This window comes from Klebsiella sp. P1954 (assembly GCF_018199955.1).
Classification (GTDB): domain Bacteria; phylum Pseudomonadota; class Gammaproteobacteria; order Enterobacterales; family Enterobacteriaceae; genus Klebsiella; species Klebsiella pneumoniae.
The window spans coordinates 400,874-423,322 of sequence record NZ_CP073373.1 but is presented as its reverse complement, the minus strand read 5'-3'; the positions used below and the strand labels follow the sequence as shown (position 1 = coordinate 423,322).

General features: G+C 59.9%; 22 protein-coding genes and 1 pseudogene. 13 read left to right on the top strand and 10 right to left on the bottom strand.

What is annotated here, in order from left to right:
- Nucleotides 1-2 precede the first annotated feature (2 nt).
- On the bottom strand, nt 3-3,110 hold the full coding sequence (locus KB890_RS02140; protein WP_004179756.1) for a beta-galactosidase: 3,108 nt from the start codon (nt 3,108-3,110) through the stop codon (nt 3-5).
- A 196-nt stretch (nt 3,111-3,306) separates the two neighbouring features.
- Here KB890_RS02140 and KB890_RS02135 point away from each other — a divergent pair.
- Nucleotides 3,307-4,367, top strand: a pseudogene (locus tag KB890_RS02135) (LacI family DNA-binding transcriptional regulator).
- Nucleotides 4,368-4,621: 254 nt separating this feature from the next.
- Entirely contained in the window at nt 4,622-5,062 is a 441-nt protein-coding gene (locus tag KB890_RS02130; protein WP_004176252.1) for a GNAT family N-acetyltransferase, read from the top strand.
- Nucleotides 5,063-5,114: 52 nt separating this feature from the next.
- Here KB890_RS02130 and KB890_RS02125 read toward each other — a convergent pair whose 3' ends face one another.
- Nucleotides 5,115-5,330 carry a DUF4177 domain-containing protein gene (locus KB890_RS02125; RefSeq protein WP_004205985.1) on the bottom strand — a complete coding sequence of 72 codons (216 nt, stop codon included), beginning with the start codon at nt 5,328-5,330 and terminating at the stop codon, nt 5,115-5,117.
- Nucleotides 5,299-6,396 (bottom strand): transcriptional regulator FtrA, encoded by a 1,098-nt coding sequence (ftrA, locus tag KB890_RS02120; protein WP_004176251.1) that lies wholly within the window; start codon nt 6,394-6,396, stop codon nt 5,299-5,301. Before ftrA ends, KB890_RS02125 begins: the two co-directional genes overlap by 32 nt.
- Nucleotides 6,397-6,463: 67 nt before the next feature.
- Here ftrA and KB890_RS02115 point away from each other — a divergent pair, with 67 nt between their 5' ends.
- The 7 genes from KB890_RS02115 (at nt 6,464) to urtE (ending at nt 13,771) form a co-directional block, all read left to right on the top strand.
- Entirely contained in the window at nt 6,464-6,862 is a 399-nt protein-coding gene (locus KB890_RS02115; RefSeq protein ID WP_002904247.1) for a rhodanese-like domain-containing protein, read from the top strand.
- Nucleotides 6,863-7,010: 148 nt separating this feature from the next.
- Entirely contained in the window at nt 7,011-8,114 is a 1,104-nt protein-coding gene (locus KB890_RS02110; protein ID WP_002904248.1) for a cobalamin-independent methionine synthase II family protein, read from the top strand.
- A 171-nt stretch (nt 8,115-8,285) separates the two neighbouring features.
- Nucleotides 8,286-9,557: an urea ABC transporter substrate-binding protein gene (gene urtA / locus KB890_RS02105; RefSeq protein ID WP_004196000.1), complete on the top strand. Its 1,272-nt coding sequence runs from the start codon at nt 8,286-8,288 to the stop codon at nt 9,555-9,557.
- Nucleotides 9,558-9,618: 61 nt separating this feature from the next.
- On the top strand, nt 9,619-11,193 hold the full coding sequence (gene urtB / locus KB890_RS02100; protein ID WP_004179758.1) for an urea ABC transporter permease subunit UrtB: 1,575 nt from the start codon (nt 9,619-9,621) through the stop codon (nt 11,191-11,193).
- A complete protein-coding gene (gene urtC, locus KB890_RS02095; RefSeq protein WP_004148341.1) occupies nt 11,193-12,266 on the top strand; it encodes an urea ABC transporter permease subunit UrtC in 1,074 nt (357 codons plus the stop codon). Before urtB ends, urtC begins: the two co-directional genes overlap by 1 nt.
- Nucleotides 12,266-13,063, top strand: a complete 798-nt coding sequence (gene urtD / locus KB890_RS02090) for an urea ABC transporter ATP-binding protein UrtD (RefSeq protein ID WP_002904321.1) — start codon at nt 12,266-12,268, stop codon at nt 13,061-13,063. The genes urtC and urtD overlap by 1 nt, the downstream gene beginning before the upstream one ends.
- A gap of 9 nt (nt 13,064-13,072) precedes the next feature.
- Nucleotides 13,073-13,771 (top strand): urea ABC transporter ATP-binding subunit UrtE, encoded by a 699-nt coding sequence (urtE, locus tag KB890_RS02085; RefSeq protein WP_004179759.1) that lies wholly within the window; start codon nt 13,073-13,075, stop codon nt 13,769-13,771.
- 35 nt (nt 13,772-13,806) lie between these two features.
- Here the strand turns inward: urtE and KB890_RS02080 are convergent, their stop codons facing one another.
- Both KB890_RS02080 and ydeE read right to left on the bottom strand, forming a co-directional pair.
- Entirely contained in the window at nt 13,807-14,289 is a 483-nt protein-coding gene (locus KB890_RS02080; protein WP_002904389.1) for a helix-turn-helix domain-containing protein, read from the bottom strand.
- Between the two features lie 129 nt (nt 14,290-14,418).
- Nucleotides 14,419-15,615, bottom strand: a complete 1,197-nt coding sequence (gene ydeE / locus KB890_RS02075) for an efflux MFS transporter YdeE (RefSeq protein WP_002904391.1) — start codon at nt 15,613-15,615, stop codon at nt 14,419-14,421.
- A gap of 195 nt (nt 15,616-15,810) precedes the next feature.
- On the opposite strand from ydeE, the gene eamA reads away from it, so the two are divergent.
- Nucleotides 15,811-16,710: an O-acetylserine/cysteine exporter gene (gene eamA, locus KB890_RS02070; protein ID WP_004179762.1), complete on the top strand. Its 900-nt coding sequence runs from the start codon at nt 15,811-15,813 to the stop codon at nt 16,708-16,710.
- Between the two features lie 47 nt (nt 16,711-16,757).
- Here eamA and marB read toward each other — a convergent pair whose 3' ends face one another.
- The 3 genes from marB to marR are packed head-to-tail and all read right to left on the bottom strand — an operon-like array spanning nt 16,758 to nt 17,846.
- Complete coding sequence (gene marB, locus KB890_RS02065) at nt 16,758-16,976, bottom strand: multiple antibiotic resistance protein MarB (protein ID WP_002904394.1); 219 nt, start codon at nt 16,974-16,976, stop codon at nt 16,758-16,760.
- A gap of 40 nt (nt 16,977-17,016) precedes the next feature.
- The gene (gene marA, locus KB890_RS02060) at nt 17,017-17,391 is read right to left on the bottom strand and encodes an MDR efflux pump AcrAB transcriptional activator MarA (RefSeq protein ID WP_002904397.1); all 375 of its coding nucleotides are present in this window, start codon (nt 17,389-17,391) and stop codon (nt 17,017-17,019) included.
- Nucleotides 17,392-17,411: 20 nt separating this feature from the next.
- Entirely contained in the window at nt 17,412-17,846 is a 435-nt protein-coding gene (gene marR / locus KB890_RS02055) for a multiple antibiotic resistance transcriptional regulator MarR (protein WP_004143563.1), read from the bottom strand.
- 89 nt (nt 17,847-17,935) lie between these two features.
- Here marR and KB890_RS02050 point away from each other — a divergent pair, with 89 nt between their 5' ends.
- Both KB890_RS02050 and KB890_RS02045 read left to right on the top strand, forming a co-directional pair.
- Nucleotides 17,936-18,064, top strand: a complete 129-nt coding sequence (locus tag KB890_RS02050) for a hypothetical protein (RefSeq protein WP_004217987.1) — start codon at nt 17,936-17,938, stop codon at nt 18,062-18,064.
- Between the two features lie 43 nt (nt 18,065-18,107).
- Nucleotides 18,108-18,776, top strand: coding sequence for a MarC family NAAT transporter (locus KB890_RS02045; RefSeq protein ID WP_002904403.1), 669 nt, complete (start codon nt 18,108-18,110; stop codon nt 18,774-18,776).
- Nucleotides 18,777-18,844: 68 nt separating this feature from the next.
- Here KB890_RS02045 and KB890_RS02040 read toward each other — a convergent pair whose 3' ends face one another.
- Nucleotides 18,845-20,044 (bottom strand): sugar transporter, encoded by a 1,200-nt coding sequence (locus tag KB890_RS02040; RefSeq protein ID WP_002904407.1) that lies wholly within the window; start codon nt 20,042-20,044, stop codon nt 18,845-18,847.
- 201 nt (nt 20,045-20,245) lie between these two features.
- Here KB890_RS02040 and KB890_RS02035 point away from each other — a divergent pair, with 201 nt between their 5' ends.
- Nucleotides 20,246-21,040, top strand: a complete 795-nt coding sequence (locus tag KB890_RS02035) for a PhzF family phenazine biosynthesis protein (protein ID WP_004179766.1) — start codon at nt 20,246-20,248, stop codon at nt 21,038-21,040.
- Nucleotides 21,041-21,085: 45 nt separating this feature from the next.
- Here the strand turns inward: KB890_RS02035 and KB890_RS02030 are convergent, their stop codons facing one another.
- Entirely contained in the window at nt 21,086-22,405 is a 1,320-nt protein-coding gene (locus KB890_RS02030; RefSeq protein ID WP_004179768.1) for an MFS transporter, read from the bottom strand.
- Between the last annotated feature and the right edge of the window lie 44 nt (nt 22,406-22,449).

Genomic DNA, 22,449 nt, shown 5'->3' with positions numbered 1-22,449 from the left:
GATTAAAAGCAACGCAATGAGACCTCGTACTGCCAGCGCGTTTGGCTCAGGAGCCACTGCGGCAGCACGCTGGGGGTCCAGGAGTCATCGCCTCCCACCCCCATATGCAGGCCGTCGAGGGTGATCCACACGCCGTCTTCGGCCTGCATCTTGTGCCAGTGGTCGGTCTCCATCAGCTGACGGGTGCTCCATGGCTGAACGGAGAAGTGGAAATGACCGCTGATGTGCCAGCGCCCCCAGTCCAGCGCCTGGGTATCACAGCGCAGGCCGTTTTCCGTCGGGAAGATATAGGGGGTGGTCATCGCCGCCAGCGGCTGCTCCCAGCGGGCGAAGCAGGCGCTGCTCCGCCGGTCGGGGTAGTTCTCATGCGGCCCCAGACCCAGCCAGCTCACCGGCGCCTGCTGATCCGCCACCTGGAAGTGCAGCCCGACCCGCGGCAGCGGCGGCAGGGTTTCCGCCCGTTCGCCGTCCACCGCCAACCGCAGGGTTCCGTCAGCAGTGAAGTGCATGCGCCAGTGGCTGACAATCACTACCTCTTCGCCGCGCAGGTAGTGCCAGCGGCAGTCGACGAGGGTTTCATTTGCCAGGCGCTGCGCATCGCACTGGACGCAGTGCGCCTCAAGATCGTACAGGCCGGCGCTTTTCCAGCGCTCCACCCAGGCGTTGGGGTCGATACGCTCTACTTCGCTGACCCCGATGTCGTTGTCGAGCGGCGCGCGAATAAACTGGTCACGCAGGGGGGTCAACAGCTGCTCCTGACCGCCAACCGACCAGCGGCTCAGCAGACCCGTCCGGCGATCGATGGTCCAGCATTGCGAACCGGCGCGGATCTGCCAGACCTCATCGCTGACGATAAGATCCGGAGCGCCGGCAGACACGGTGGGCGCCGGCAGCGCCAGCGGGGCAGGCAGGGGAAACTGTTGCCAGGCGACGCGGTGCTCCGCTTCTGACCAGGCGGTCGCCTGGGGCTGGGTCACCTCCAGCGTCAGCCACACCGCGCGGGCGCCTTCAGGCAGGATCAGGCTATCGAGCAGCGTTATCTCGTCGCTGCCCTCAGGGGGCAGCGCCAGGGTCAGGTCGCCGTGATACAGGGGTTCACCGGCCGCCTGCACCTGCCAGCGCAGCACTTCGTTATCGGTTGGGCGGAACAGGTATTCGCTGATGATGCGCACCCGCAGCGGCGAGGTCGACAGCAGCGTGAACTGAAAATACTGCTGGGCGTGCTTCGCCTCCACCAGCGACGGATGCGGCGTGCGATCGGGAAACACCAGACCGTTCATACAGAACTGGCGATCGTTAGGCTTATCACCAAAGTCGCCGCCATAGGCCCAGCCGACGCTGCCGTCGGCAAAGGTTTTGCGGATCGCCTGGTCGGCCCAGTCCCAGATAAACCCGCCCTGCAGCCGCGGATACTCGCGAAAGGCCTGCCAGTAATCGGCGAAGTTGCCGAGGCTGTTGCCCATCGCGTGGGCGTACTCGCAAAGGATCAGCGGCCTCTGCTCACCGGGCAGGCTGATCCATTTTTTGATCCCCCATTTGGGGACCGCCGGGATCGGCTGGTCGCGTTCGACGCGGGCGTACATCGGACAGATAATATCGGTGGCGGTGGTATCCGCGCCGCCGCCCTCGTACTGCACCGGACGGCTCGGATCGTTGCGTTTCAGCCAGTGGTACAGCGCTTCGTGGTTGCCGCCGCCGCCGGACTCGTTGCCCAGCGACCAGATGATAATGCACGGATGGTTGCGGTTGCTCTGTACCATCCGGGTGACGCGGGCGCTGAAGGCTGGCAGCCACGCCGGATCGTCGGACAGCCGATTCATCGGCACCATCCCGTGGGTTTCAATATTGGCTTCATCGACCACGTACAGACCGTAGCGGTTGCAGAGTTCATACCAGCGCGGCGCGTTGGGATAGTGCGAGCAGCGCACGGCGTTAAAGTTGTTCTGCTTCATCAACAGAATGTCCTGCACCATATCCGCCTCGGTGACCACCTGCCCGCGCAAATGATGATGCTCATGGCGGTTAACGCCGCGGATCAGCAGCGGTTTACCGTTGAGACGCAGCAGGCCATCGGCAATCTCGATGCGGCGAAAACCGATGTCCCACGCTTCGGCCTCCAGCAGTTCGTCGCCGCGCCACAGGGTGACCACGGCGCGATAACAGTTCGGGGTTTCCGCGCTCCAGTGCGCCGGCGTCGCCACCGCCAGGGAGAAATCGACCCGTTCCGCGTAGTGGCCGCGCTCATCCACCGTCGGGGTACCTAACGGCTGCCGCCCGGCGGCGATCTGCTCCTCGCCGCGCCACAGGCTAACCCCGACGCTGAGCCCGGCAAGCGCCGCCTCAGTCGCTTCGACGGTCGCCTGGACCTGCAGAGTGCCGTCGCGATAGAGGGCGTCAAGGGCTGGCGTCAACTGCACGTCGCATAGCCGTTGCTGCGGCTTATTCAGCAGCCATACCGAGCGGAAAATACCGCTCATCCGCCACATATCCTGGTCTTCCAGCCAGCTGCCGGCGCTCCAGCGCATGACCATCACGCACAGGCGGTTGTCGCCCGGACGCAGAAAGGGGCTGAGATCGAACGCCGCCGGCAGGCGACTGTCCTGCGAATAGCCGACCCACACGCCATTGCACCACAGATGAAATGCCGAGTTGACGCCATCGAAAATAATCTGCGTTTGCCCGTTCTCACGCCATGTGTCCTCAACCGTAAAGTGCAGGGAGTAGCAGCCGGTCGGGTTATCCTCCGGCACCCGCGGTGGGGTGGTGTCGATGGGATAGCGGACGTTGGTGTAGATCGGCGCGTCATAGCCCTGCATCTGCCAGTTGGAAGGCACAGGCGTGCCGCGGCAGTCCGGAAGATCCTGCGTCAACCACTGTGCATCGACGGCAAATGGGCTGCGGGCGTAAGAGAACTGCCACTCGCCGTCCAGTTGACGGCGGCGGGATGAAGGTAGGTTATCGCGGGCGGCAAGCTCATCGCGCCAGCTGGCGAAAACGGGATGCGCTGGCAGGCGGTTAAGGTGGGTAATGGTCTGGTTCTGCCAGTCTTCACGGGCGAGGACGGCGTGAAAGTCAGGAGTGTGGCTGCGGCCGGTATCGCTAATTTGCATATAAAACCCCGGTAAGTCAGAAATTGTCGTTCGCTAAACAGGATGGTTAACGTTATCGGGTAATTTGTTTTGTCCAGCAATCTCGGGGGAATCGAAATTAACAGACGATCACGAAAGCGGGGGCGAAGCGCTGTTTTTTGTCGCGCGTTAAACATAAAATGTTAGCGCACGACATTGTTATTGCTGAGGAGAAAAGATGCCGCGTCGTACCGCAACCCTGGAGGATGTCGCCCGCGCCGCGGGCGTGTCCCAGCAGACGGTCTCCCGGGTGCTGAACCGTCCTGAGGTGGTGTCAGCCCGCACCCGCGAGCAGGTGATCCGCGCGATGCAGGCGCTGCACTATGTGCCTAACCGCTCGGCGCAGCTGCTTGCCGGCAAAGCGGCGCCCTCCATCGGGCTGATTACCGCCTCGCTGACGCTGCACGCCCCCTCGCAGATCGCCGCCGCGATAAAGAGCCATGCCAGCCTGCATCAGCTGGAAGTGGCGATAGCGATGCCGGCGCAGGCTGATTTTGTCGCGCTGCAGGCCCGGCTGGACGAGCTGCGCGCCCAGCATATTCGCGGGGTGATCGTCAGTCTGCCGCTGGAGAGCGCCACTGCCGAGCGGCTGGTGCAAGACAATCCGGATATGGCCTGCCTGTTTCTCGATGTCTCCCCGGAGGCCGATGTCTGCTGCGTGCGCTTCGACCACCGCGACGGCTGCGGGGCCTGCGCCACCTGTGGGAGCTGGGGCATCGCGAATTTGGTCTGCTGGCGGGACCGGAAAGTTCGGTTTCCGCCCGTCTGCGTCTCGCCAGCTGGCGCGAGGCGTTGCACAGTCTGAATATTGCCCGCTCTACTACGGTGTTTGGCGACTGGAGCGCCGCCAGCGGCTGGCAGAAAACTTTCGAGCTCCTCCACCTGCAGCCGCGGATCAGCGCCATAGTGGTGGCAAACGATCAGATGGCGCTCGGCGTGCTCAGTGCGCTGGCCCAGCTCAATCGCAGCGGCAGCCGGGCAGTATCGGTGACCGGCTACGATGACACCGCCGACAGCCTTTACTTCCAGCCGCCGCTCACCACGGTGGCGCAGGACTTCGATCTGTTGGGCAAAAGGGCGGTGGAGCGGCTGATTGCCCTGATGGCGGCCCCGCAGCTGCGGATCCGCGAGCTGCTGCCGACCCGGCTCATCGTGCGCCAGTCGGCCTGGCCTGTCGCCGCCGCGGAGGACCGGCAGCAGACCCTGGCGCAGCTGAAAGCGCTGGTGGAGAAGCTTTAGCTGCTGGTCGTTGAGGCTTTATTGAAGTTGAGCATGCTAACTTCGGCAGCAAACGTAGAGAGGTAAAGCTTATCTGTCTGCGAAAAATGCAAAACACAATCTATCCATGCAAGCATTGATTTACCGCCAGTCATATGGCGGTTTTTTTTTGCCCCTTCCACCCTGTACCGACTGCTTCAGTCCGGCTTTCCATCTGGCATATCCTGCCGCGGCATGCTAGATCTTGCTTCCGGGAGACGACGGGAGACAATGTCATGATGGTGATTGAGGGTAAAGAGGCGATCGCGCGGGTGGACTGGCAGCGAGTGCGAACGATCATCGCCGAGGCCGGGCTGAATGAGCGTGATGTTCAGCAACTGGAGCAGGCGTTCCGCCAGAGTACCTTCTGCTGGTTTGGCTATGAGAACGGTCAGCTGATTGCCGTGGCGCGAGCCATCAGCGACTGTACCTGGAGCAGCTATCTGGCGGATGTGGCGATCGTCCCCGCTCGTCAGGGACAGGGCTACGGGCAACAGCTGATGCTGGCCATCCGGGAGCAACTCCTGCCCTTTGGCAAAATATTTATCTATGCGGTGGCCGATAAAATTACGTTTTATCAGCGTTTTGGATTTGCCATGTTGACTACCGGCATGGTCTGCGCCAGCGAGGAAGGCATGCAGAAAATGCAGGAGCAGGGCTATATCCGTCAGCCCTGAAAGCTGACGCTTAGAAACGCCTGGCTTAAACGTGTAAACCAGGCGCAGGCTATCAGAGGGGGCGTTCGAGCACGAAAAGATACGCTTCACGCGACCAGAACAGGGCGGTACGGCGGCGCTCCACCGACATGGTTTTCACTTCCCATCCCTCACGGGTATAGCTGCTGAGAAACTGGCTCATTTTGTCAGGGTCGGCCTTGGCTTCGCCAAAAAACAGACTGCCCAGCAGCCCCTCTTTATAGATCACTACCCGACACTCTTTCTTCATCATCGACCCTCCTGGCGACCGGTTTACTGTGGCCGTCTATTGTCCGTGGCTGCGACGATTTTGCAATCGGAGAAGGCGTAAACTGTTTACGGTACTGCAGCGGGCTGAGCGCGAAGTGCTGGCGAAAATGGTGGCGCAGGGTGCCGGCGCTGGCAAACCCGCAGCGCTCAGCGATCTGATCGATGCCCATCGTGCTCTCCGTCAGGTGCTGGCGGGCGCGCAGCAGTCGTTCCTCCAGCAGCCAGCGGGCGGGCGTTTTACCGGTGGCCTCCTCAAAGCGGCGCAAAAAGGTGCGCGTCCCCATGCCGGCGCGCTGGGCGAGGGAAGCGACGGTATGGCTGGCGGCAAGATGCTGGTGCAGATAGTCAAACAGCTGACCGAGGCGCAGGCTCTCCCGGCTGCGGGCTACCGGGCGCAGGACCTGCTGCGCCTGACCGCCGTCGCGATGGGGAGAGACGACCAGGCGGCGGGCGACGACGTTGGCGGCTTCGCTGCCGAAATCTTCACGCACCAGATGCAGACAAAGGTCGATCCCCGCCGCGCTGCCGGCGGAAGTCATCAGCAAAGCATCGCCCACGTAAAGGACGTCCTCCACCACCTGGATCTGCGGAAAACGGGACTGCAGCGCCGCGGTGTAACGCCAGTGGGTTGTCGCCTGGCGGCCATTGAGCAGCCCGGCGGCGGCGAGAACGAACACCCCGGAACAGATAGAAATAATCCGACATCCGCGGGCGTGGGCGGAAGCCAGCGCGGCGCACAGCGCCTCGGGGACCGGGGCGTCGACGCCGCGCCAGCCGGGGACCACAATCGTATCCGCCTGGGCGAGAAGTTCAGGACCGCCGTCGGTCATCAGGCGGATGCCGCCGGTGGCGCACAGCGGCCCTTCATCGACGGCGGCGACGGCGAACTGGTACCAGTTGTCGCCCATTTCCGGGCGCGGCAGGCCGAAGATCTCCACGGCTACGCCAAACTCAAAGGTGCACAGGCCATCGTAGGCGAGGGCGACCACCTGATGACGTGACGGTGTCACAGAAGGGGTTGTCAGGATGTTAGCGTTTTCTGTCATGGTTGTCGGCAGATCAGGGTGATGGGCGTCAGTAAAGTAGTGTTATCACAGACAAGGAGAAGACGCCATGAGTGTAGTAACCCAATTTCCCCCTGCCACCTCCGCTGAGGCTATCCGCTGGTTCAGCCATAAGCTGCATCTTGAGACCGACTGTGCCGATGTGCACAGCGCCCAGCGTGCCGGCGAGGTCGACTTCGTCCTGCTGCACGTGGTCGGCAGCGAGGAAGCCTTCGCCAGACGTCACCTGCCAGGCGCGCAGCATCTCCCGCACAGCCAAATTACCGCCGAGCGAATGGCCGCCTGGCCGGCGGAGACCCTCTTTGTGGTCTACTGCGCCGGGCCGCACTGCAACGGCGCTGACGTTGCCGCGCTGAAGCTGGCCGAGCTGGGGCGGCCGGTGAAAATGATGCTCGGCGGACTCACCGGCTGGGAAGATGAGGGCTATGCATTTGTTTCCGGTAAATGAAAATTTTTCATGTACCATGAAATATTCTCGTTTGCGACCCACCACTCTGCATGCCAGTATCTGGACATATAGCCATCCAGAAGTCTAAAAATTCAAATAATGAACTATCACGGTGGGCAACTAACGCGCCCACCGCTAAGGAGACAGCATGCAACGTCAACAGGCCCCGTTCCGCGCAGACATCGTCGGCAGTTTTTTGCGCCCGGACAGCATTAAACAGGCGCGTCAGCAGCTGGCTGAGGGGATTATCGACGCCGCTCAGCTACGCGAGATTGAGAATAACGCCATTCGTCATCTGGTTCAGCAGCAATGCGACTGCGGCCTGCACGTGGTCACCGACGGTGAGTTTCGTCGCGCATGGTGGCATTTCGATTTCTTCGATGGCCTGCAGGGCGTTGAACGTTACGATGCCGAGCAGGGGATCCAGTTCAACGGCGTGCAGACCAAAGCGCACGGCGTTCGCGTCACCGGCAAGCTGGCGTTTGGCGACCACCCGATGCTGGAGGATTTCCGCTATCTGAAAAGCATCAGCGGCGACGCGCAGCCGAAGATGACCATTCCCAGCCCGAGCGTGCTGCACTTCCGCGGCGGGCGGAAAGATATCGATGCCACGGTCTACCCGGATCTTAGCGACTACTTCGACGATCTGGCCACCACCTGGCGCGACGCCATCCGCGCGTTTTATGACGCCGGCTGCCGCTATCTGCAGCTGGACGATACCGTGTGGGCCTATCTGTGCTCCGATGCCCAGCGCCAGCAGGTACGTGAGCGCGGCGAGGATCCGGATGCGCTGGCGCGTATTTATGCCCGGGTGCTGAACCAGGCGCTGGAGGGTAAGCCGGCCGATCTGACGGTGGGCCTGCACGTCTGCCGGGGTAACTTCCGTTCAACCTGGATCTCGGAAGGCGGTTACGAGCCGGTTGCCGAGGTGCTGTTTGGCGGCGTTAATGTCGATGCCTTCTTCCTGGAGTACGACAACGACCGCTCCGGGGATTTCGCGCCGCTGCGCTTTATTCGTCCCGGCCACCAGCAGGTGGTCCTCGGGCTGATCACCACCAAAAACGGCGAGCTGGAGAATCCGCAAGGGGTAAAAGCGCGTCTCGCCGAGGCCGCGCAGTACGTGCCGCTCGAGCAGATCTGCCTCAGCCCGCAGTGCGGTTTCGCCTCCACTGAAGAGGGGAATGCCCTCAGCGAAGACCAGCAATGGCAAAAGGTCCGTCTGGTGACCTCCATCGCCGCCGACGTCTGGTAATTGCTTTCTTAGCGCAGCGTTGCACCGTGATGAGGCAACGCTGCCATCCTCTTCGCCACTATCGCCCACCTGCGCCGCATCCTGCTGTTTTCACAACCTGGCACCTTTTTTGCCTTATCACCTCTGGTTAGCTGTTAATTCTTTATTTTTTGCGCTACTCAGGAGTGAATCATGCAACGTAGAACGTTATTAAAAGCTTTTGCACTCTCCGCCTCTGTTATGGCTATGGGTCTCTCCTTCCAGGCCTATGCCGCCGACACCATCAAAGTCGGGATCATGCATTCGCTCTCCGGGACGATGGCGATTTCCGAAACGCCGCTGAAAGACGTCGCGCTGATGGCCATCGACGACATCAACGCCAAAGGCGGGGTGCTGGGCAAGAAACTGGAGCCGGTGGTGGTCGACCCGGCCTCCAACTGGCCGCTGTTTGCCGAGAAGGCGCGCCAGCTGCTGGCCCAGGATAAAGTGGCGGTGGTGTTTGGCTGCTGGACGTCGGTCTCGCGTAAATCGGTCCTGCCGGTGTTTGAGGAACTGAACGGCCTGCTGTTCTACCCGGTGCAGTACGAAGGGGAAGAGATGTCCCCCAACGTCTTCTATACCGGCGCGGCGCCTAACCAGCAGGCTATCCCGGCGGTGGAATACCTGCTGAGCGAGGACGGCGGCGGCGCTAAACGTTTCTTTCTGCTGGGGACGGACTACGTCTATCCGCGCACCACCAACAAGATCCTCCGCGCCTTCCTGCATGCCAAAGGGATCCAGGACAAAGATATCGAGGAGGTCTACACCCCGTTCGGCTACAGCGATTACCAGACCATCGTCGCCAATATCAAAAAATTCGCCGCCGGTGGCAAAACGGCAGTGGTCTCCACCATCAATGGCGATTCCAACGTACCGTTCTACAAAGAGCTGGCTAACCAGGGTCTGAAAGCGACCGATGTACCGGTGGTGGCCTTCTCGGTGGGGGAAGAGGAGCTGCGCGGCATCGATACCAAACCGCTGGTCGGCAACCTCGCGGCATGGAACTACTTTGAGTCCGTCGATAATCCGACCAACAAAGCCTTTGTCGCCGATTATCGCGCGTATGCCAAAGCGCACAAGCTGCCGAATGCCGATACGGTGGTAACCAACGATCCGATGGAAGCGACCTGGGTGGGTCTGCATATGTGGGCGCAGGCGGTGACCAAAGCGGGCACCACCGATCTCGATAAAGTGCGCGAGGCGATGGCCGGGCAGACCTTCAACGCGCCGTCCGGTTTTACCCTGACCATGGATGCCACTAACCATCATCTGCATAAGCCGGTGATGATCGGTGAAATTGAAGGCAACGGCCAGTTCAACGTGGTCTGGCAGACCGATAAACCCGTTCGCGCGCAGCCGTGGAGTCCGTGGATCCCCGGTAACGATAAGAAACCTGACCATCCGGTGAAAACCGTCAGCCAGTAAGCGCCACGGCCGACGGGGCTGGAGCGTCGCGCCCGTCGGCCGCTGACCAGAGGAGAACGACATGAACGCATTGCGTCTCATGAATGTGTTGGCGCTACTGCTGATCCTGCTGCCATGGCGGGCGCAGGCCGCGGAGGCGGACGACTTCGTTGCCGCCAGTCGCAGCCAGCAGGCGCAGCTGTTGACCCAGTGGGCGGCAGCGCCGCAGGCGGATCGTCTGCCGCTGCTGCGGGCGTTAACCACCGAGAGCCTGGTGATGGACGACGGAAAACATGCTTTCCGCACCCGACAGGGCGGATTACAGCCATTGGGCGCTGTCGCCGCGCCGCAGGGCGAAACCCGGCCGGTCCGTCTGACCAACCGGCTGCGCAATCTGGCTGCCGGCGCGCTGGCCAGCCACCTTATTTTAAGTGACAACGTCACGGAGAGAGCTTCCGCCGCACGAACGCTACAGCGGGAAGCGACCCCGGCTATGGCCGCGCTGCTGCAACAGCGGCTGCAGGCGGAAACCGATGATAATGTGCGGGGTCTGCTGGAGGTGGCGCTGGCGCGCCTGCAGTTGACTCAGCCTGAGGCCAGCGCGCGGCTGGCCGCCGTGACGCTGCTCGGCCATTCCGCGGACCCGGAAACCCAGGCGCTGCTGATCCCCTTTACCGATGCCCAACATGAGCCGGATGCGGCGGTGCGCGAGGCGGCCAGCGACAGCCTGCAAAAGATCAAACATCGTCTGCTGCTCGGCGATCTGCTGGGCCAGGCCTTTATGGGGCTGTCGCTGGGATCGGTGCTGTTGCTGGCCGCGCTGGGGCTGGCGATCACCTATGGCCTGCTGGGGGTGATTAACATGGCCCACGGCGAGATGTTAATGATCGGCGCCTACAGCTGCTGGCTGGTACAGCAGGCGCTGGCGCAGCTCGCGCCGCAATGGCTGGCCTTTTATCCGCTGGTCGCGCTGCCGGTGGCGTTTCTGGTGACCGCCGGGATCGGCATGGCGCTGGAGCGCACCATTATTCGTCATCTGTATGGTCGGCCGCTGGAAACGCTGCTCGCCACCTGGGGGATCAGCCTGATGCTTATCCAGCTGGTGAGGATGCTGTTTGGCGCGCAGAACGTGGAGGTGGCAAACCCGGCCTGGCTCTCCGGCGGCGTGCAGGTCCTGCCGAACCTGATCCTGCCGTGGAACCGGCTGGCGGTGCTGGCGTTCGTCCTGCTGGTGCTGTGTTTTACCTGGCTCATCCTGAACCGTACCCGTCTGGGTATGAACGTCCGCGCCGTGACGCAGAACCGGGCGATGGCCGCCTGCTGCGGCGTGCCTACCGGGCGGGTGGATATGCTGGCCTTTGGCCTCGGCTCCGGTATTGCCGGGCTGGGCGGCGTGGCGCTGTCGCAGCTTGGCAACGTCGGGCCTGAACTAGGTCAGGGATACATCATCGACTCGTTTCTGGTGGTGGTGCTGGGCGGCGTCGGCCAGCTGGCCGGCAGCGTGGCGGCGGCCTTTGGGCTGGGCATTTTCAACAAAATTCTCGAACCGCAAATGGGCGCTGTGCTGGGCAAAATCCTGATCCTGGTGATGATTATTCTGTTTATTCAGAAACGCCCGCAGGGTCTGTTCGCGCTGAAAGGGAGGGTTATCGACTAATGAGTCAACCAATCACCTTAACGCTGGCGCAGCGCGCGCCGCGGCCTCTGCGCTGGCTGGGGATCCTGCTGGTGCTGGGGCTGCTGAGTATGCCATTCCTGGCGCTGCTGCCGGCCTCCCATCCGCTGGCGGTGCCGAGCTGGCTGCTGACGCTGAGCGGCAAAATCCTCTGCTACGCCATTGTGGCGGTGGCGCTGGATCTGGTCTGGGGCTACGCGGGCATGCTGTCGCTGGGGCACGGGATCTTCTTTGCCCTCGGCGGGTACGCCATGGGGATGTACCTGATGCGCCAGGCGGCGGGCGACGGTCTGCCGGCGTTTATGTCTTTTCTCTCCTGGAGCGAGCTGCCCTGGTTCTGGTGGGGCACGCAGCATTTCGCCTGGGCGATGGCGCTGGTGGTGCTGGTTCCCGGTCTGCTGGCCCTGGTTTTCGGCTGGTTTGCCTTTCGCTCGAAGATCAAAGGGGTCTATTTCTCGATCATGACCCAGGCCCTGACCTATGCCGGTATGCTGCTGTTCTTTCGCAACGAGACCGGATTTGGCGGCAACAACGGCTTCACCGGTTTTACCACGCTGCTGGGTTTTCCGGTCACCGCCACCGGCACCCGCGCCAGCCTGTTTATGGCCACGGTTTTGCTGCTGTTGCTGACCCTGTGGCTGGGCGCGGCGCTGGCGCAGAGCAAGTTTGGCCGGATCCTCACCGCGGTGCGTGACGCCGAAAACCGGCTGATGTTCTGCGGGTACGACCCGCGCGGCTTCAAGCTGCTGGTGTGGACGCTGTCGGCGGTGCTCTGCGGTCTGGCGGGGGCGTTATATGTCCCGCAGGTGGGGATCATCAACCCCAGCGAAATGTCGCCGACCAACTCCATCGAGGCCGCCATCTGGGTGGCGCTCGGCGGGCGCGGCACCCTGATCGGCCCGGTGCTTGGCGCCGGATTGGTCAACGGTGCGAAAAGCATTTTCACCGTGGCGATGCCAGAGTACTGGCAGCTGTTTCTCGGCCTCATCTTCATCATTGTGACCCTGTTTTTACCCCGCGGGGTGATGGGCCTGCTGCGTCGAGGAGACCGCTAATGCAACCGGATGAAGGACTGTTTACCCGCCAGCTGCCCGGCGATCGCTTTCGCGAACAAACCGATCCGGTGCTGCAGCTGGAGAACATCAACGTCAGCTTTGACGGTTTCCGGGCGCTGACGGATCTGTCGCTGGCGATAGGCGTCGGCGAACTGCGCTGTGTGATCGGCCCCAACGGGGCGGGCAAGACCACCCTGATGGACGTGATCACCGGCAAGACCCGGCCGCAAAGCGGCAAAGCGCTCTATGACCAGTCGGTGGATCTGACCACTCTTGACCCGGTGGCCATCGCCCGCCAGGGCATCGGGCGCAAGTTTCAGAAGCCGACGGTCTTCGAAGCGCTGACGGTGGCGGAAAATCTCGCCCTGGCGATGAAGGGGGATAAATCGGTGTGGGCCAGCCTGCGCGCCCGGCTGAGCAGCGAACAGGACGATCGGCTGAATGAGGTGCTGCGCCTGCTGCGTCTTGACGGCGAGCGCTACCGCCAGGCCGGTCTGCTGTCCCATGGTCAGAAACAGTTTCTTGAGATCGGCATGCTGCTGGTGCAGGAGCCGCATCTGCTGCTGCTTGATGAGCCGGCGGCCGGCATGACCGATGCGGAAACGGAGTATACGGCGGAGCTGTTTCGCACGCTGGCCGGACAGCACTCCCTGATGGTGGTGGAGCACGACATGGGATTTGTCGAGACCATCGCCGACCGGGTGACGGTCCTGCATCAGGGCCAGGTGCTGGCGGAGGGATCGCTGCGGGAGGTTCAGGCCAATGAGCAGGTCATTGAAGTTTATCTGGGACGTTAAGGAGCGCCAATGTTACAGGTGAGTCAGCTACATCAATACTACGGCGGCAGTCATATTTTACGCGGGGTGGAGTTTTCCGCCCGCCAGGGCGAAGTCACCTGCCTGCTGGGGCGCAATGGCGTCGGTAAGACCACGCTGCTGAAATGCCTGATGGGGCTGATCCCGGCGCGCAGCGGTGAGGTACGCTGGCAGGATCAGAACATCACCCATCGCAAACCGCACCAGCGGGTGCAGGCCGGGGTCGCCTACGTCCCCCAGGGGCGCGAGATATTTCCGCGCCTGACGGTGGAAGAAAACCTGCTGATGGGGCTGTCGCGCTTTCCCGCCCGCGAAGCGCAGCAGGTGCCGGAGGAGATCTACCAGCTTTTCCCGGTGCTCAGGACCATGAAGCAGCGGCGAGGCGGTGACTTATCCGGCGGCCAGCAGCAGCAGCTGGCGATTGGCCGCGCGCTGGCCAGCCGCCCACAGCTGCTGATCCTTGATGAACCCACCGAGGGGATCCAGCCCTCGGTCATCAAAGAGATTGGCGAAGTGATCCGCCAGCTGGCGAGCCGCGGAGACATGGCGATCCTGCTGGTGGAGCAGTTCTATGACTTTGCCGCCGGGCTGGCGGACCACTACCTGGTGATGTCGCGCGGCGCCATCGTCCAGCAAGGCAAGGGTGGTGATATGGAGAGCGACGGCGTGCGCGCCATGGTGACCATCTGACCATGCCGGCGGCGGTCGCGCCGCCGGTTTGCGGCCTATTTGCGCAGCAGCCGCTGCAGGCGCGCCTGGCGCCAGTTTTTGATCCATTCGCCGAACACGAACAGGCGTAATCCTCTCACCACCAGCAGGGCGCCCCAGATCAGGGCGACCCAGCCGGACCAGTAGTACTGTGGATTAGTGAAGCGGTTAAGCACCGCCAGCAGCACGCAAACCACCAGCGCCACCGACAGCGAACGGAAAAAGCGGCTCTCCTGATGCACCCGCGCTTTGGCTTCCTCTATGCGCAGATCCAGTGAGGCTTCCTGGCCCGGCGCGTCTTCCCGCCGGGCTTCGCCGCCGATCTCGGCCACCGTCACCTCAAAGACCGCGGCGAGGGCGCTGAGGGTCTCCAGCCCCGGGCGTTCGCCATTCTCAATGCGCTGGATCGTGCGGACGCTGAGACCCGCCATTTCGGCCAACTGCTCCTGGGACCAGGCGCGCTGCAGCCGTAATTGTTTGACCTGATTGTTGCTGTTCATATTCGTATGCTCCATAACGTTCTGCGGATGTAAACCTGTGATGGAGTATGGTGAACCGGGCCGCCAGCCACCACGACAGCGACCCGACAACGGCCCGACAGCAACCTGACAGCCGCATGCCAGCTGGCGTCAGGCGTTGGCCAGCGGAGAATCCGGTTGCCAGGGGCGGGCATTGATCCCGCGGAAAATCATCAGCCAGGCGGCGACAATCGCCACGATAAGAATGACAAAAAGCGACCAGTGCGGCAGATGGGTGAGGATCAACCCCGTCAGCATCGGGTTGAATGCCGCCCCCAGCCACCCCAGCGACTGGGCGGAGAAGTAGCTGGCCTTCATCCCCGGCGGGGCAATATGGTCAATCAGCATATACTCCCCGGGGGCATAAATCACTTCCCCGAGGGTGAAGATCGCCGCCGAGATCCCCCACGCCCACAGGCTGGCGCCAGAGAACATAAAGCCCACAAGGCCGATCACAAAGCAGACGGTGCCGAAGGTCATTAGCGGGCGGATATTTCTCGCGCTCAGCCGCCGGCCAACCGCGTACTGCAGAGCAACCACCACCGCGGCGTTGACCGGCAGCACCACGGCCACCACTTTCTCGGCGAAATCGCTGCTGGCGACCACCAGCACATACTGCGAGAGACAGGAGGCGAAGGCGCCACCGACGAAGGAGGCCAGCAGCCCGGAGCAGGTAAACCACAGCAGCGCCCGGTCGCGCAGCAACACCGAAGGCGACCAGGGCGCTGCGCCCGGCTGGGCCGCGGCGGCGCCATCCCGCTGAAGAAACAGCTGAATAAACACCAGCGGAAAGGCGGCGCAGGCGGCCGCCAGCCAGAACGGCAAATTGATACTGTGCATTACCAGCAGGGTGCCGATGGGCGGCCCAACGGTCCAGCCGATGTTGAGGATGGTGTAGTTCAGCGAGAAGATGCGCGCTTTTTTCTCTGCTGTCAGCCGGTCGGCGAACCAGGCTTTCAGGACGGTGGAAAAGACCGAGTAGGCGCAGTTGATCAGCGCAAAGAAGATCACCACCAGGGGGGCGTTATTGACCAGCGGTATTGCGCTGAAGCCGAGAATAAACACCAGCACTGACCACACCATATAGCGCTTTTTATCGAACCTGTCAGCGAGGATGCCAAAACCCATGCTGAACAACACCCCAACCACCAGCGCCAGCGACAGGGCATAGCCAATCACATCCACTTCCAGCTGAAAGCGTCGGGTGAGATAGATGGTCATAAACGGCAGTGTGGCCCCGCGGCCGATAGTCAACAGTAACGACGATGCCAGCAGCGCGATGGTGGAGCGCCGGAGAGTGGTGATCATGATTTCCTTGCCTGTCATGTTGTTATAATTTTATGTCTTCGATCACAAATAACACGGCCATTACGCCTTGTACAGGTCATCGCGGTCGACGGGCGCACTTCCGGGCCTGCCAAAAATAATGATCTATCCCGGCGGCCGCTTTTTCGCTACTTTGATTTTGTTCACAAAAATTCCAATAACGACAGAGGCAGGGGTATGACGAGGAAAGATGGACTACTGGCGCTGCTGGTAGTGGTGGTGTGGGGGCTTAACTTTGTGGTGATTAAGCTGGGGTTGCACAATATGCCGCCGCTGATGCTGGCGGGGCTGCGCTTTATGCTGGTCGCCTTCCCGGCGCTGCTGTTTGTCGCCCGGCCAGCTATTCCGCTGCGCCTGCTGCTGGGCTATGGCCTGACCATAAGTTTCGGTCAGTTCGCCTTTCTGTTCTGCGCTATCGGCCTGGGTATGCCGGCCGGGCTGGCATCGCTGGTGCTGCAGGCGCAAGCCTTCTTCACCATCATTCTCGGCGCCTTCGTCTTTGGCGAACGTCTGCAGGGCAAGCAGCTGGCGGGGATCGCCCTGGCGATCTTTGGCGTGCTGGTGCTGGTGGAGGGCAGCCTTGGCGGGGAGCATGTGCCGCTGGTGGGCTTTATGCTGACCCTGGCGGCGGCGCTCAGCTGGGCCTGCGGTAATATCTTCAACAAGAAAATCATGTCCCAGGCGAGCCGGCCGCCCATTATGTCGCTGGTCGTGTGGAGCGCGTTGATCCCGGTGCTGCCGTTTATGCTGGCCTCATGGCTGATTGATGGCCCGCAGACCATGCTGGCGAGCCTGCAACACATCGATCTGCTGACGATACTGTCGCTGCTCTATCTGGCATTTATCGCCACTATCGTCGGCTATGGCATCTGGGGATCGCTGCTGGGGCGGTATGAAACCTGGCGGGTGGCGCCGCTGTCGCTGCTGGTGCCGGTGGTGGGAATGGCCAGCGCTGCGCTGCTGCTCGGGGAGACGCTGAGCGGACTGCAGCTCACCGGGGCGGTGCTGATTATGGCCGGACTCTACATTAATGTCTTTGGCTTACGTTTGGTGCGGCCTGGCATGGCGCGCGGATAAAAAAAGCCCCGGAGACGGGGCTATACACAATTATGCGTGTAATGGCATCACAGGTCGTGCTGCTGGTAGTACGGCACGCCAAGTTCGTCAGATTTATCATTACCAGCCGCCATATGATTGAAATCAAACGGCGAATCATTATGTTCGGAAGGGATAATCATTGTATCACGCTGGTTTTGACGCACCGGCGTGGTGTTTTGCTCCGCATAGCTGAGGCTGGAGGCCAGCGACAAGAGTACGATAGCTGCGGCAGCGAATAGTTTCATGATTTCCTCAATACGTCTTTTATAGTGCAGGCGATTAACATCAGTTATTTAGCGGATGTAGATAGCGGGATTCGCCAGGTACATTCGTTATGCGATACTTGTGGGGCGGAACATCGAAATAGTTCTTGAACGTTCGCGTCAGGGTCTGCTGCGACTCGAAACCATAGCGTTCCGCCAGGTACAGAATTGGCTCATTGCTCTGCTTGAGCTTCTGCGCAATCTCCGTCAGCTTGCGGCTGCGGATGTACTGGCCGAGGGAATGGCCGGTCTCTTTCTTAAACATACGTTGCAGGTGCCACTTTGAGTAACCGGAGCGCTCAGACACTTTTTCCAGCGACAGGGGCGATTCCAGGTTATCCTCGATCCACGACAAAATACTATGGATAGTGATGGCGTCATTATTACGTCTGGACATCATCTTACCTCTTCTTATTTTTACGGCAGGACCTTCTTGAGCAGTTGCTCAAGCATGGCGACTTCGTCCGCCGACAGATTTTTCGTTAACTCCTGGTGTAACTTCTGACCCACAACCTGATGACACTGCTCGCAAAGGGCTGCGCCGTCCGGCGTCAACTGCACCAGCACGCCGCGCTTGTCAGCGGGGTTGGGTAACCGTTCAATCCAGCCTTTGCACGCCAGGCGGTCGAGCATGCGCGTCATCGCGCCCGGGTCGACGGAAAGCACGGTTTTCAGCTCAACGGGGGTAATACATACTTCGCAACGAATGGAGCAGAGCACGCGAAACTGGGTCGCGGTAATATCCATAGGTGAGAGGTAGTCATTGAGCAGGCGATCTTTTTTCTGGTTAACCATCTGGATCAAGCGACCCAGCGGGATCATTTCATTAAACAGGTCGCTGGTACTTTTCATAATGGTTGCCCAGGCAAGTAATTAGTTGCAGGTGATACTATTGCCCAGGCAATCATAAGTCAACATTATGAATTGGCCGATGCCACGATTTGCTAAAATGGAAAAGTACGATGTGGGTCACTCTTTATGATTTTTCTAACGCTTGTTATTTTTTTGCAGAAGTGATTTATCAGCAGGCTGGCGTCAAATTTGTTGAAGCCGATATACTCACGGAATGAAACCATTCTTAAAAAATGAATATTAACGGGACTTTAATTAACTATGTTCGATTTGTTTAAAGCAATAGGGCTCGGCCTGGCGGTGCTTTTACCGCTGGCGAATCCACTCACAACCGTGGCGCTGTTCCTTGGCCTGGCCGGTAATATGAACAACGCCGAGCGTAATAAACAGGCGTTAATGGCATCGGTGTATGTCTTCGCCATCCTGATGGTGTCGTGGTATGCCGGTCAGGTGGTGATGAATACATTCGGCATATCAATACCTGGGCTGCGTATCGCCGGCGGATTGATTGTGGCCTTTATCGGTTTCCGCATGCTGTTTCCCCAGCAAAAAGCCCACGATTCGATGGAAGCGAAGATCAAATCGGAAGAACTGCAGGATGAACCGACCGCCAATATCGCCTTTGTGCCGCTGGCGATGCCAAGCACCGCCGGTCCGGGCACCATCGCGATGATTATTAGCTCCGCCTCGACCGTTAAGCACGGCGTGGACTTCCCGGAGTGGGTGGTGCTGGCGGCGCCGCCGATCATCTTTTTGCTGTTAGGGGTGATTCTGTGGGCTTGTCTGCGCAGTTCCGGCGCGATTATGCGTCTGGTTGGCAAAGGCGGCATCGAGGCCATCTCGCGACTGATGGGCTTTCTGCTGGTCTGCATGGGCGTGCAGTTTATTATTAACGGCGTGCTGGAGATCATTTCGACCTGGCATCCCTGACCGCCCGCGATGCGCAGAGAAAAAAAGCCCGCCGGCGCGATACCGGCGGGCTTTTTTGTGCGACGGATTCAGGAGTGGTGCGGCTGATGGTCTTCCAGCGATACCGGCCAGCGACGGAATATCATCAGCGACCAGACCAGCGCGACCAGCGCCGGAATGGCGCCGACGTAGCCGACGGAGGCCATGGAAAGATGCAGACTCACCTGGCTGCCGACCAGCGCCCCGGCGCCTATGCCGATATTAAAGATGCCCGAGAACAGAGACATGGCGACGTCGGTGGCATCCGGAGCGGAGGCCAGCACTTTCACCTGCATGCCGAGACCGATAATCATGATCGCCACCCCCCAGAAGATGCTGAGCAGCATCAGGTGCTGCGGGTTATGCGAGGCCGGCAGCAGCAGCAGCAGGCAGGCGAGCAGCAGGGCAATCGCCAGGCTTATCAGCCCCGACGCGTGCTGGTTACCGAGTTTACCGAACAGAATGCTGCCGATAATACCGGCCCCGCCAAGGATCAGCAGCAGTACGGTGGCAAAGTTGCCGCTCAGGCCCGCTACCGTCTGGACAAAGGGCTCGATATAGCTGTAGGCGGTATAATGAGCGGTCACCACCACCACGGTCAGAATGTACACGCTGACCAGCGCCGGGCGGCGGAACAGCACCGGCAGGCTTTTCAGCGAGCCAGAATGTTCGCTCGGCAGGGTCGGCAGCAGTTTTACGAGGCAGGCCAGGGTGGCTAACGCGCCGAGGCCGATCGCCAGGAAGGTCATCCGCCAGCCAAAGTACTGGCCGATAATGCGCCCGATCGGAATACCAAACACCATCGCCAGCGCGGTACCGGTGGCGATCAGGCTCAGCGCCTGCGCCCGTTTGCCCGGCGGGGCCATGCGGATGGCCAGTGCCGATGTTATCGACCAGAACACTGCATGCGCAAAGGCGATACCAATGCGGCTGATCACCAGCACGTCAAAATTCCAGGCAAAAAACGACAGGACGTGGCTGGCGATAAACAGAATAAACAGGCCGATAAGCAGGCGCCGGCGCTCCACTTTGCTGGTCAGCAGCATAAACGGCAGCGACATTAACGCCACCACCCATGCGTAGATGGTCAGCATCATGCCCACCTGGGCGGTTTCCATGCCGAAGCTGTCGGCAATATCCGACAACAGACCGACCGGGGCAAACTCTGTGGTGTTAAAAATAAACGCGGCGATGGCCAACGTCACGACACGTAGCCACGCTACCTTGCGTGAGACCGTATTCGTAGTCATAAGCTCTGGACTGGTGATTCAGGGAAAGATGTGACGCTGATCTTAAAACGATTGTTGGCGAAAAGACAATCATTTTGTGATCTGCGTCTCATTTCATCGCAAGGGGCTGGCCGCGGTTAAGCGATTAATTTTGCTATGGATAGTGTCAAGGGGGCGCTTTTATGTCATGTTGAAGGAAAGTAAAAAAAGTAAGGACAGGGTATGCAGGAAATTCAATTTTATCTGGTCGATGCTTTCAGCGATAAAAACTTTGGCGGCAATGCCGCGGCCGTCTGCCCGCTCAGCGAGTGGTTAGCCGACGATGTGCTCCTGAAAATGGCCCAGCAGCATAATCAATCCGAAACGGCTTTCTTTGTCCGTACCGACGAGGGCTATGAGCTGCGCTGGTTTACCACACTCGCTGAGATCAATCTCTGCGGCCACGCGACCCTCGCCGCTGCGCACGTTATTTTCGAATATCTCGACCATCCTTCGGCGACGATTCTCTTTAGCACCCGTTTTGTTGGTGAGCTGCGGGTCACCCGTAATGGCGACTGGCTGACGCTCGATTTCCCGGCGTGGTCGACCTCCCCGGTGGAAAACCCGCCGGCGGATCTGCTGACCGGGTTGGGACTCGAGGCCGCCGTTGAAGTTCGGGAAGGACGCGATTATCTGGTGGTGCTGGCGGATCGCCAGCAGGTTGAAGCGGTGCGACCGGATATGGCGCGGCTGCGAACGCTTGGCAAAATGATCTGCGTCAGCGCGCCGGATGAAGAGTATGACTTTGTCAGCCGCTTCTTCTGCCCGGGAGAAGGGGTGCCGGAAGATCCGGTCACCGGCTCCGCCCATAGCATGCTGATCCCCTGGTGGGGCGAAAAGCTGGGGAAAACCACCATGATGGCGCGCCAGGTCTCCGCTCGCGGCGGCGACCTGCGCTGCCAGTGGCAGGGCGACCGTGTGCTGATTAGCGGCCAGGCCACCACCTATATGCGCGGAACGGTTTACCTGCGAGGTTAACAATGTGTTTACGCCCGGTGGCGTCCTCTACCGGGCGGATTGGACTTAATGTTGTTCTGCGGCATTAAGGACGGGTGATTTTCCACCTTTGTCATTGATAGGTTCAATTTTACCCATCAGGAACAGGTAGTTGATTATCCCGATAACGACAAGAATGGCCGAGAAAATCAGTGCCCAGTTGAATGAGCCTGTCGCAGCAACGATCGCACCCGTAATGATCGGACCGACTGCGCCTCCCATATTCGAAACCGTATTTTGCAGCCCAGCGACAATTGAGACGCTATTTTTGGGTGCAACATCACCCGGTAAGGCCCAAACCTGCGATGCGGCGACCGTCGTGCCTGATTTCGCGACACACAAGAGAAAGACGGTCATAAACACAGAGTCGGTAAATGGTGCAAAGCCGATACAAAGTGCCATAAGCAAGCCGATAGTCAAAAACAGTTTACGGGTCGCTGTTAGAGACAGTACTTTCTTATGTACCAGACGATCCGAGGCCCAGCCAGCAAAAACTTCAATCACCATCCCGCATAATAAAGGCAGAGCGGCTACCATTCCCATTTTAATAAAATCCATACCTTTTTCTTTTACCAGGTAAGTAGGAAGCCAGGTAATAAAAAAATAGGAGGTATAATTGATGGTAAAAAAGCCGATGCACATTGCCCAAATGTTACGATAACGCAAGAGCTTATACCATTTCATGGGCAATACAGTTTTGTCGCCGTGATGTTGTTTTTGGCCATCACGAATAATACGCACTTCTGAAGGACTGATGCGTTTGTGTTCTTCCGGGTTTTCAGCATAGATAAAATACCAGGCGATAACCCATAAAATGCCCACACTGCCGATAATCAAAAAGGTCAGTCGCCAGTCAAAGGTGTAGATCATCCAGACGATAAGCGGCATGGCAATCGCCCCGCCAAATTTTGACGCACTATCGAAGAGTCCGGATACGGTGGCACGTTCTTTATCCGGAAACCAGCGTGCGGCGATCCCTGCGTTGCTGGGGTAGGCGGCGGCCTCGCCAACACCTAAAGCCAGACGCAGTGCCAGAAGTGATTTAAAACCCGTGGCAACACCCATCATCGAGGTGGCAATTGACCACCAGGCGACGGCTAAACCAAGACCTTTTTTCTGACCAAAACGATCGGCGAACCACCCGGCGGGGATCTGTAATAACGAGTATGACCAAAAAAAAGCCGCCATGATAAACCCCATCATTTCGGGGTCGAGTTTCAGTTCATCGATTAAATGTGGGGCTGCGGCAGATAATACTGTCCGGTCGATATAGTTGATGGCAATAGCCAACCACATTAACCCGGCTATCCACCAGCGAATACGAGTAGTGTTAGCTGTCGTGTTCATATATTCGGCTCTAAGTAGATGTTCGTTATATTGGTGGGAATGGC

Coding starts and splice junctions, on each gene's coding strand:
- KB890_RS02140 (WP_004179756.1), bottom strand. CDS start 3,110: ATGCAAATTAGCGATACCGGCCGCAGCCACACTCCTGACTTTCACGCC.
- eamA (WP_004179762.1), top strand. CDS start 15,811: ATGACGAGGAAAGATGGACTACTGGCGCTGCTGGTAGTGGTGGTGTGG.
- urtB (WP_004179758.1), top strand. CDS start 9,619: ATGAACGCATTGCGTCTCATGAATGTGTTGGCGCTACTGCTGATCCTG.
- KB890_RS02030 (WP_004179768.1), bottom strand. CDS start 22,405: ATGAACACGACAGCTAACACTACTCGTATTCGCTGGTGGATAGCCGGG.
- urtC (WP_004148341.1), top strand. CDS start 11,193: ATGAGTCAACCAATCACCTTAACGCTGGCGCAGCGCGCGCCGCGGCCT.
- ftrA (WP_004176251.1), bottom strand. CDS start 6,396: ATGACAGAAAACGCTAACATCCTGACAACCCCTTCTGTGACACCGTCA.
- KB890_RS02045 (WP_002904403.1), top strand. CDS start 18,108: ATGTTCGATTTGTTTAAAGCAATAGGGCTCGGCCTGGCGGTGCTTTTA.
- marA (WP_002904397.1), bottom strand. CDS start 17,391: ATGTCCAGACGTAATAATGACGCCATCACTATCCATAGTATTTTGTCG.
- marR (WP_004143563.1), bottom strand. CDS start 17,846: ATGAAAAGTACCAGCGACCTGTTTAATGAAATGATCCCGCTGGGTCGC.
- KB890_RS02035 (WP_004179766.1), top strand. CDS start 20,246: ATGCAGGAAATTCAATTTTATCTGGTCGATGCTTTCAGCGATAAAAAC.
- urtD (WP_002904321.1), top strand. CDS start 12,266: ATGCAACCGGATGAAGGACTGTTTACCCGCCAGCTGCCCGGCGATCGC.
- urtA (WP_004196000.1), top strand. CDS start 8,286: ATGCAACGTAGAACGTTATTAAAAGCTTTTGCACTCTCCGCCTCTGTT.
- KB890_RS02115 (WP_002904247.1), top strand. CDS start 6,464: ATGAGTGTAGTAACCCAATTTCCCCCTGCCACCTCCGCTGAGGCTATC.
- KB890_RS02125 (WP_004205985.1), bottom strand. CDS start 5,330: ATGAAGAAAGAGTGTCGGGTAGTGATCTATAAAGAGGGGCTGCTGGGC.
- KB890_RS02080 (WP_002904389.1), bottom strand. CDS start 14,289: ATGAACAGCAACAATCAGGTCAAACAATTACGGCTGCAGCGCGCCTGG.
- KB890_RS02040 (WP_002904407.1), bottom strand. CDS start 20,044: ATGACTACGAATACGGTCTCACGCAAGGTAGCGTGGCTACGTGTCGTG.
- ydeE (WP_002904391.1), bottom strand. CDS start 15,615: ATGATCACCACTCTCCGGCGCTCCACCATCGCGCTGCTGGCATCGTCG.
- urtE (WP_004179759.1), top strand. CDS start 13,073: ATGTTACAGGTGAGTCAGCTACATCAATACTACGGCGGCAGTCATATT.
- KB890_RS02130 (WP_004176252.1), top strand. CDS start 4,622: ATGATGGTGATTGAGGGTAAAGAGGCGATCGCGCGGGTGGACTGGCAG.
- KB890_RS02110 (WP_002904248.1), top strand. CDS start 7,011: ATGCAACGTCAACAGGCCCCGTTCCGCGCAGACATCGTCGGCAGTTTT.
- marB (WP_002904394.1), bottom strand. CDS start 16,976: ATGAAACTATTCGCTGCCGCAGCTATCGTACTCTTGTCGCTGGCCTCC.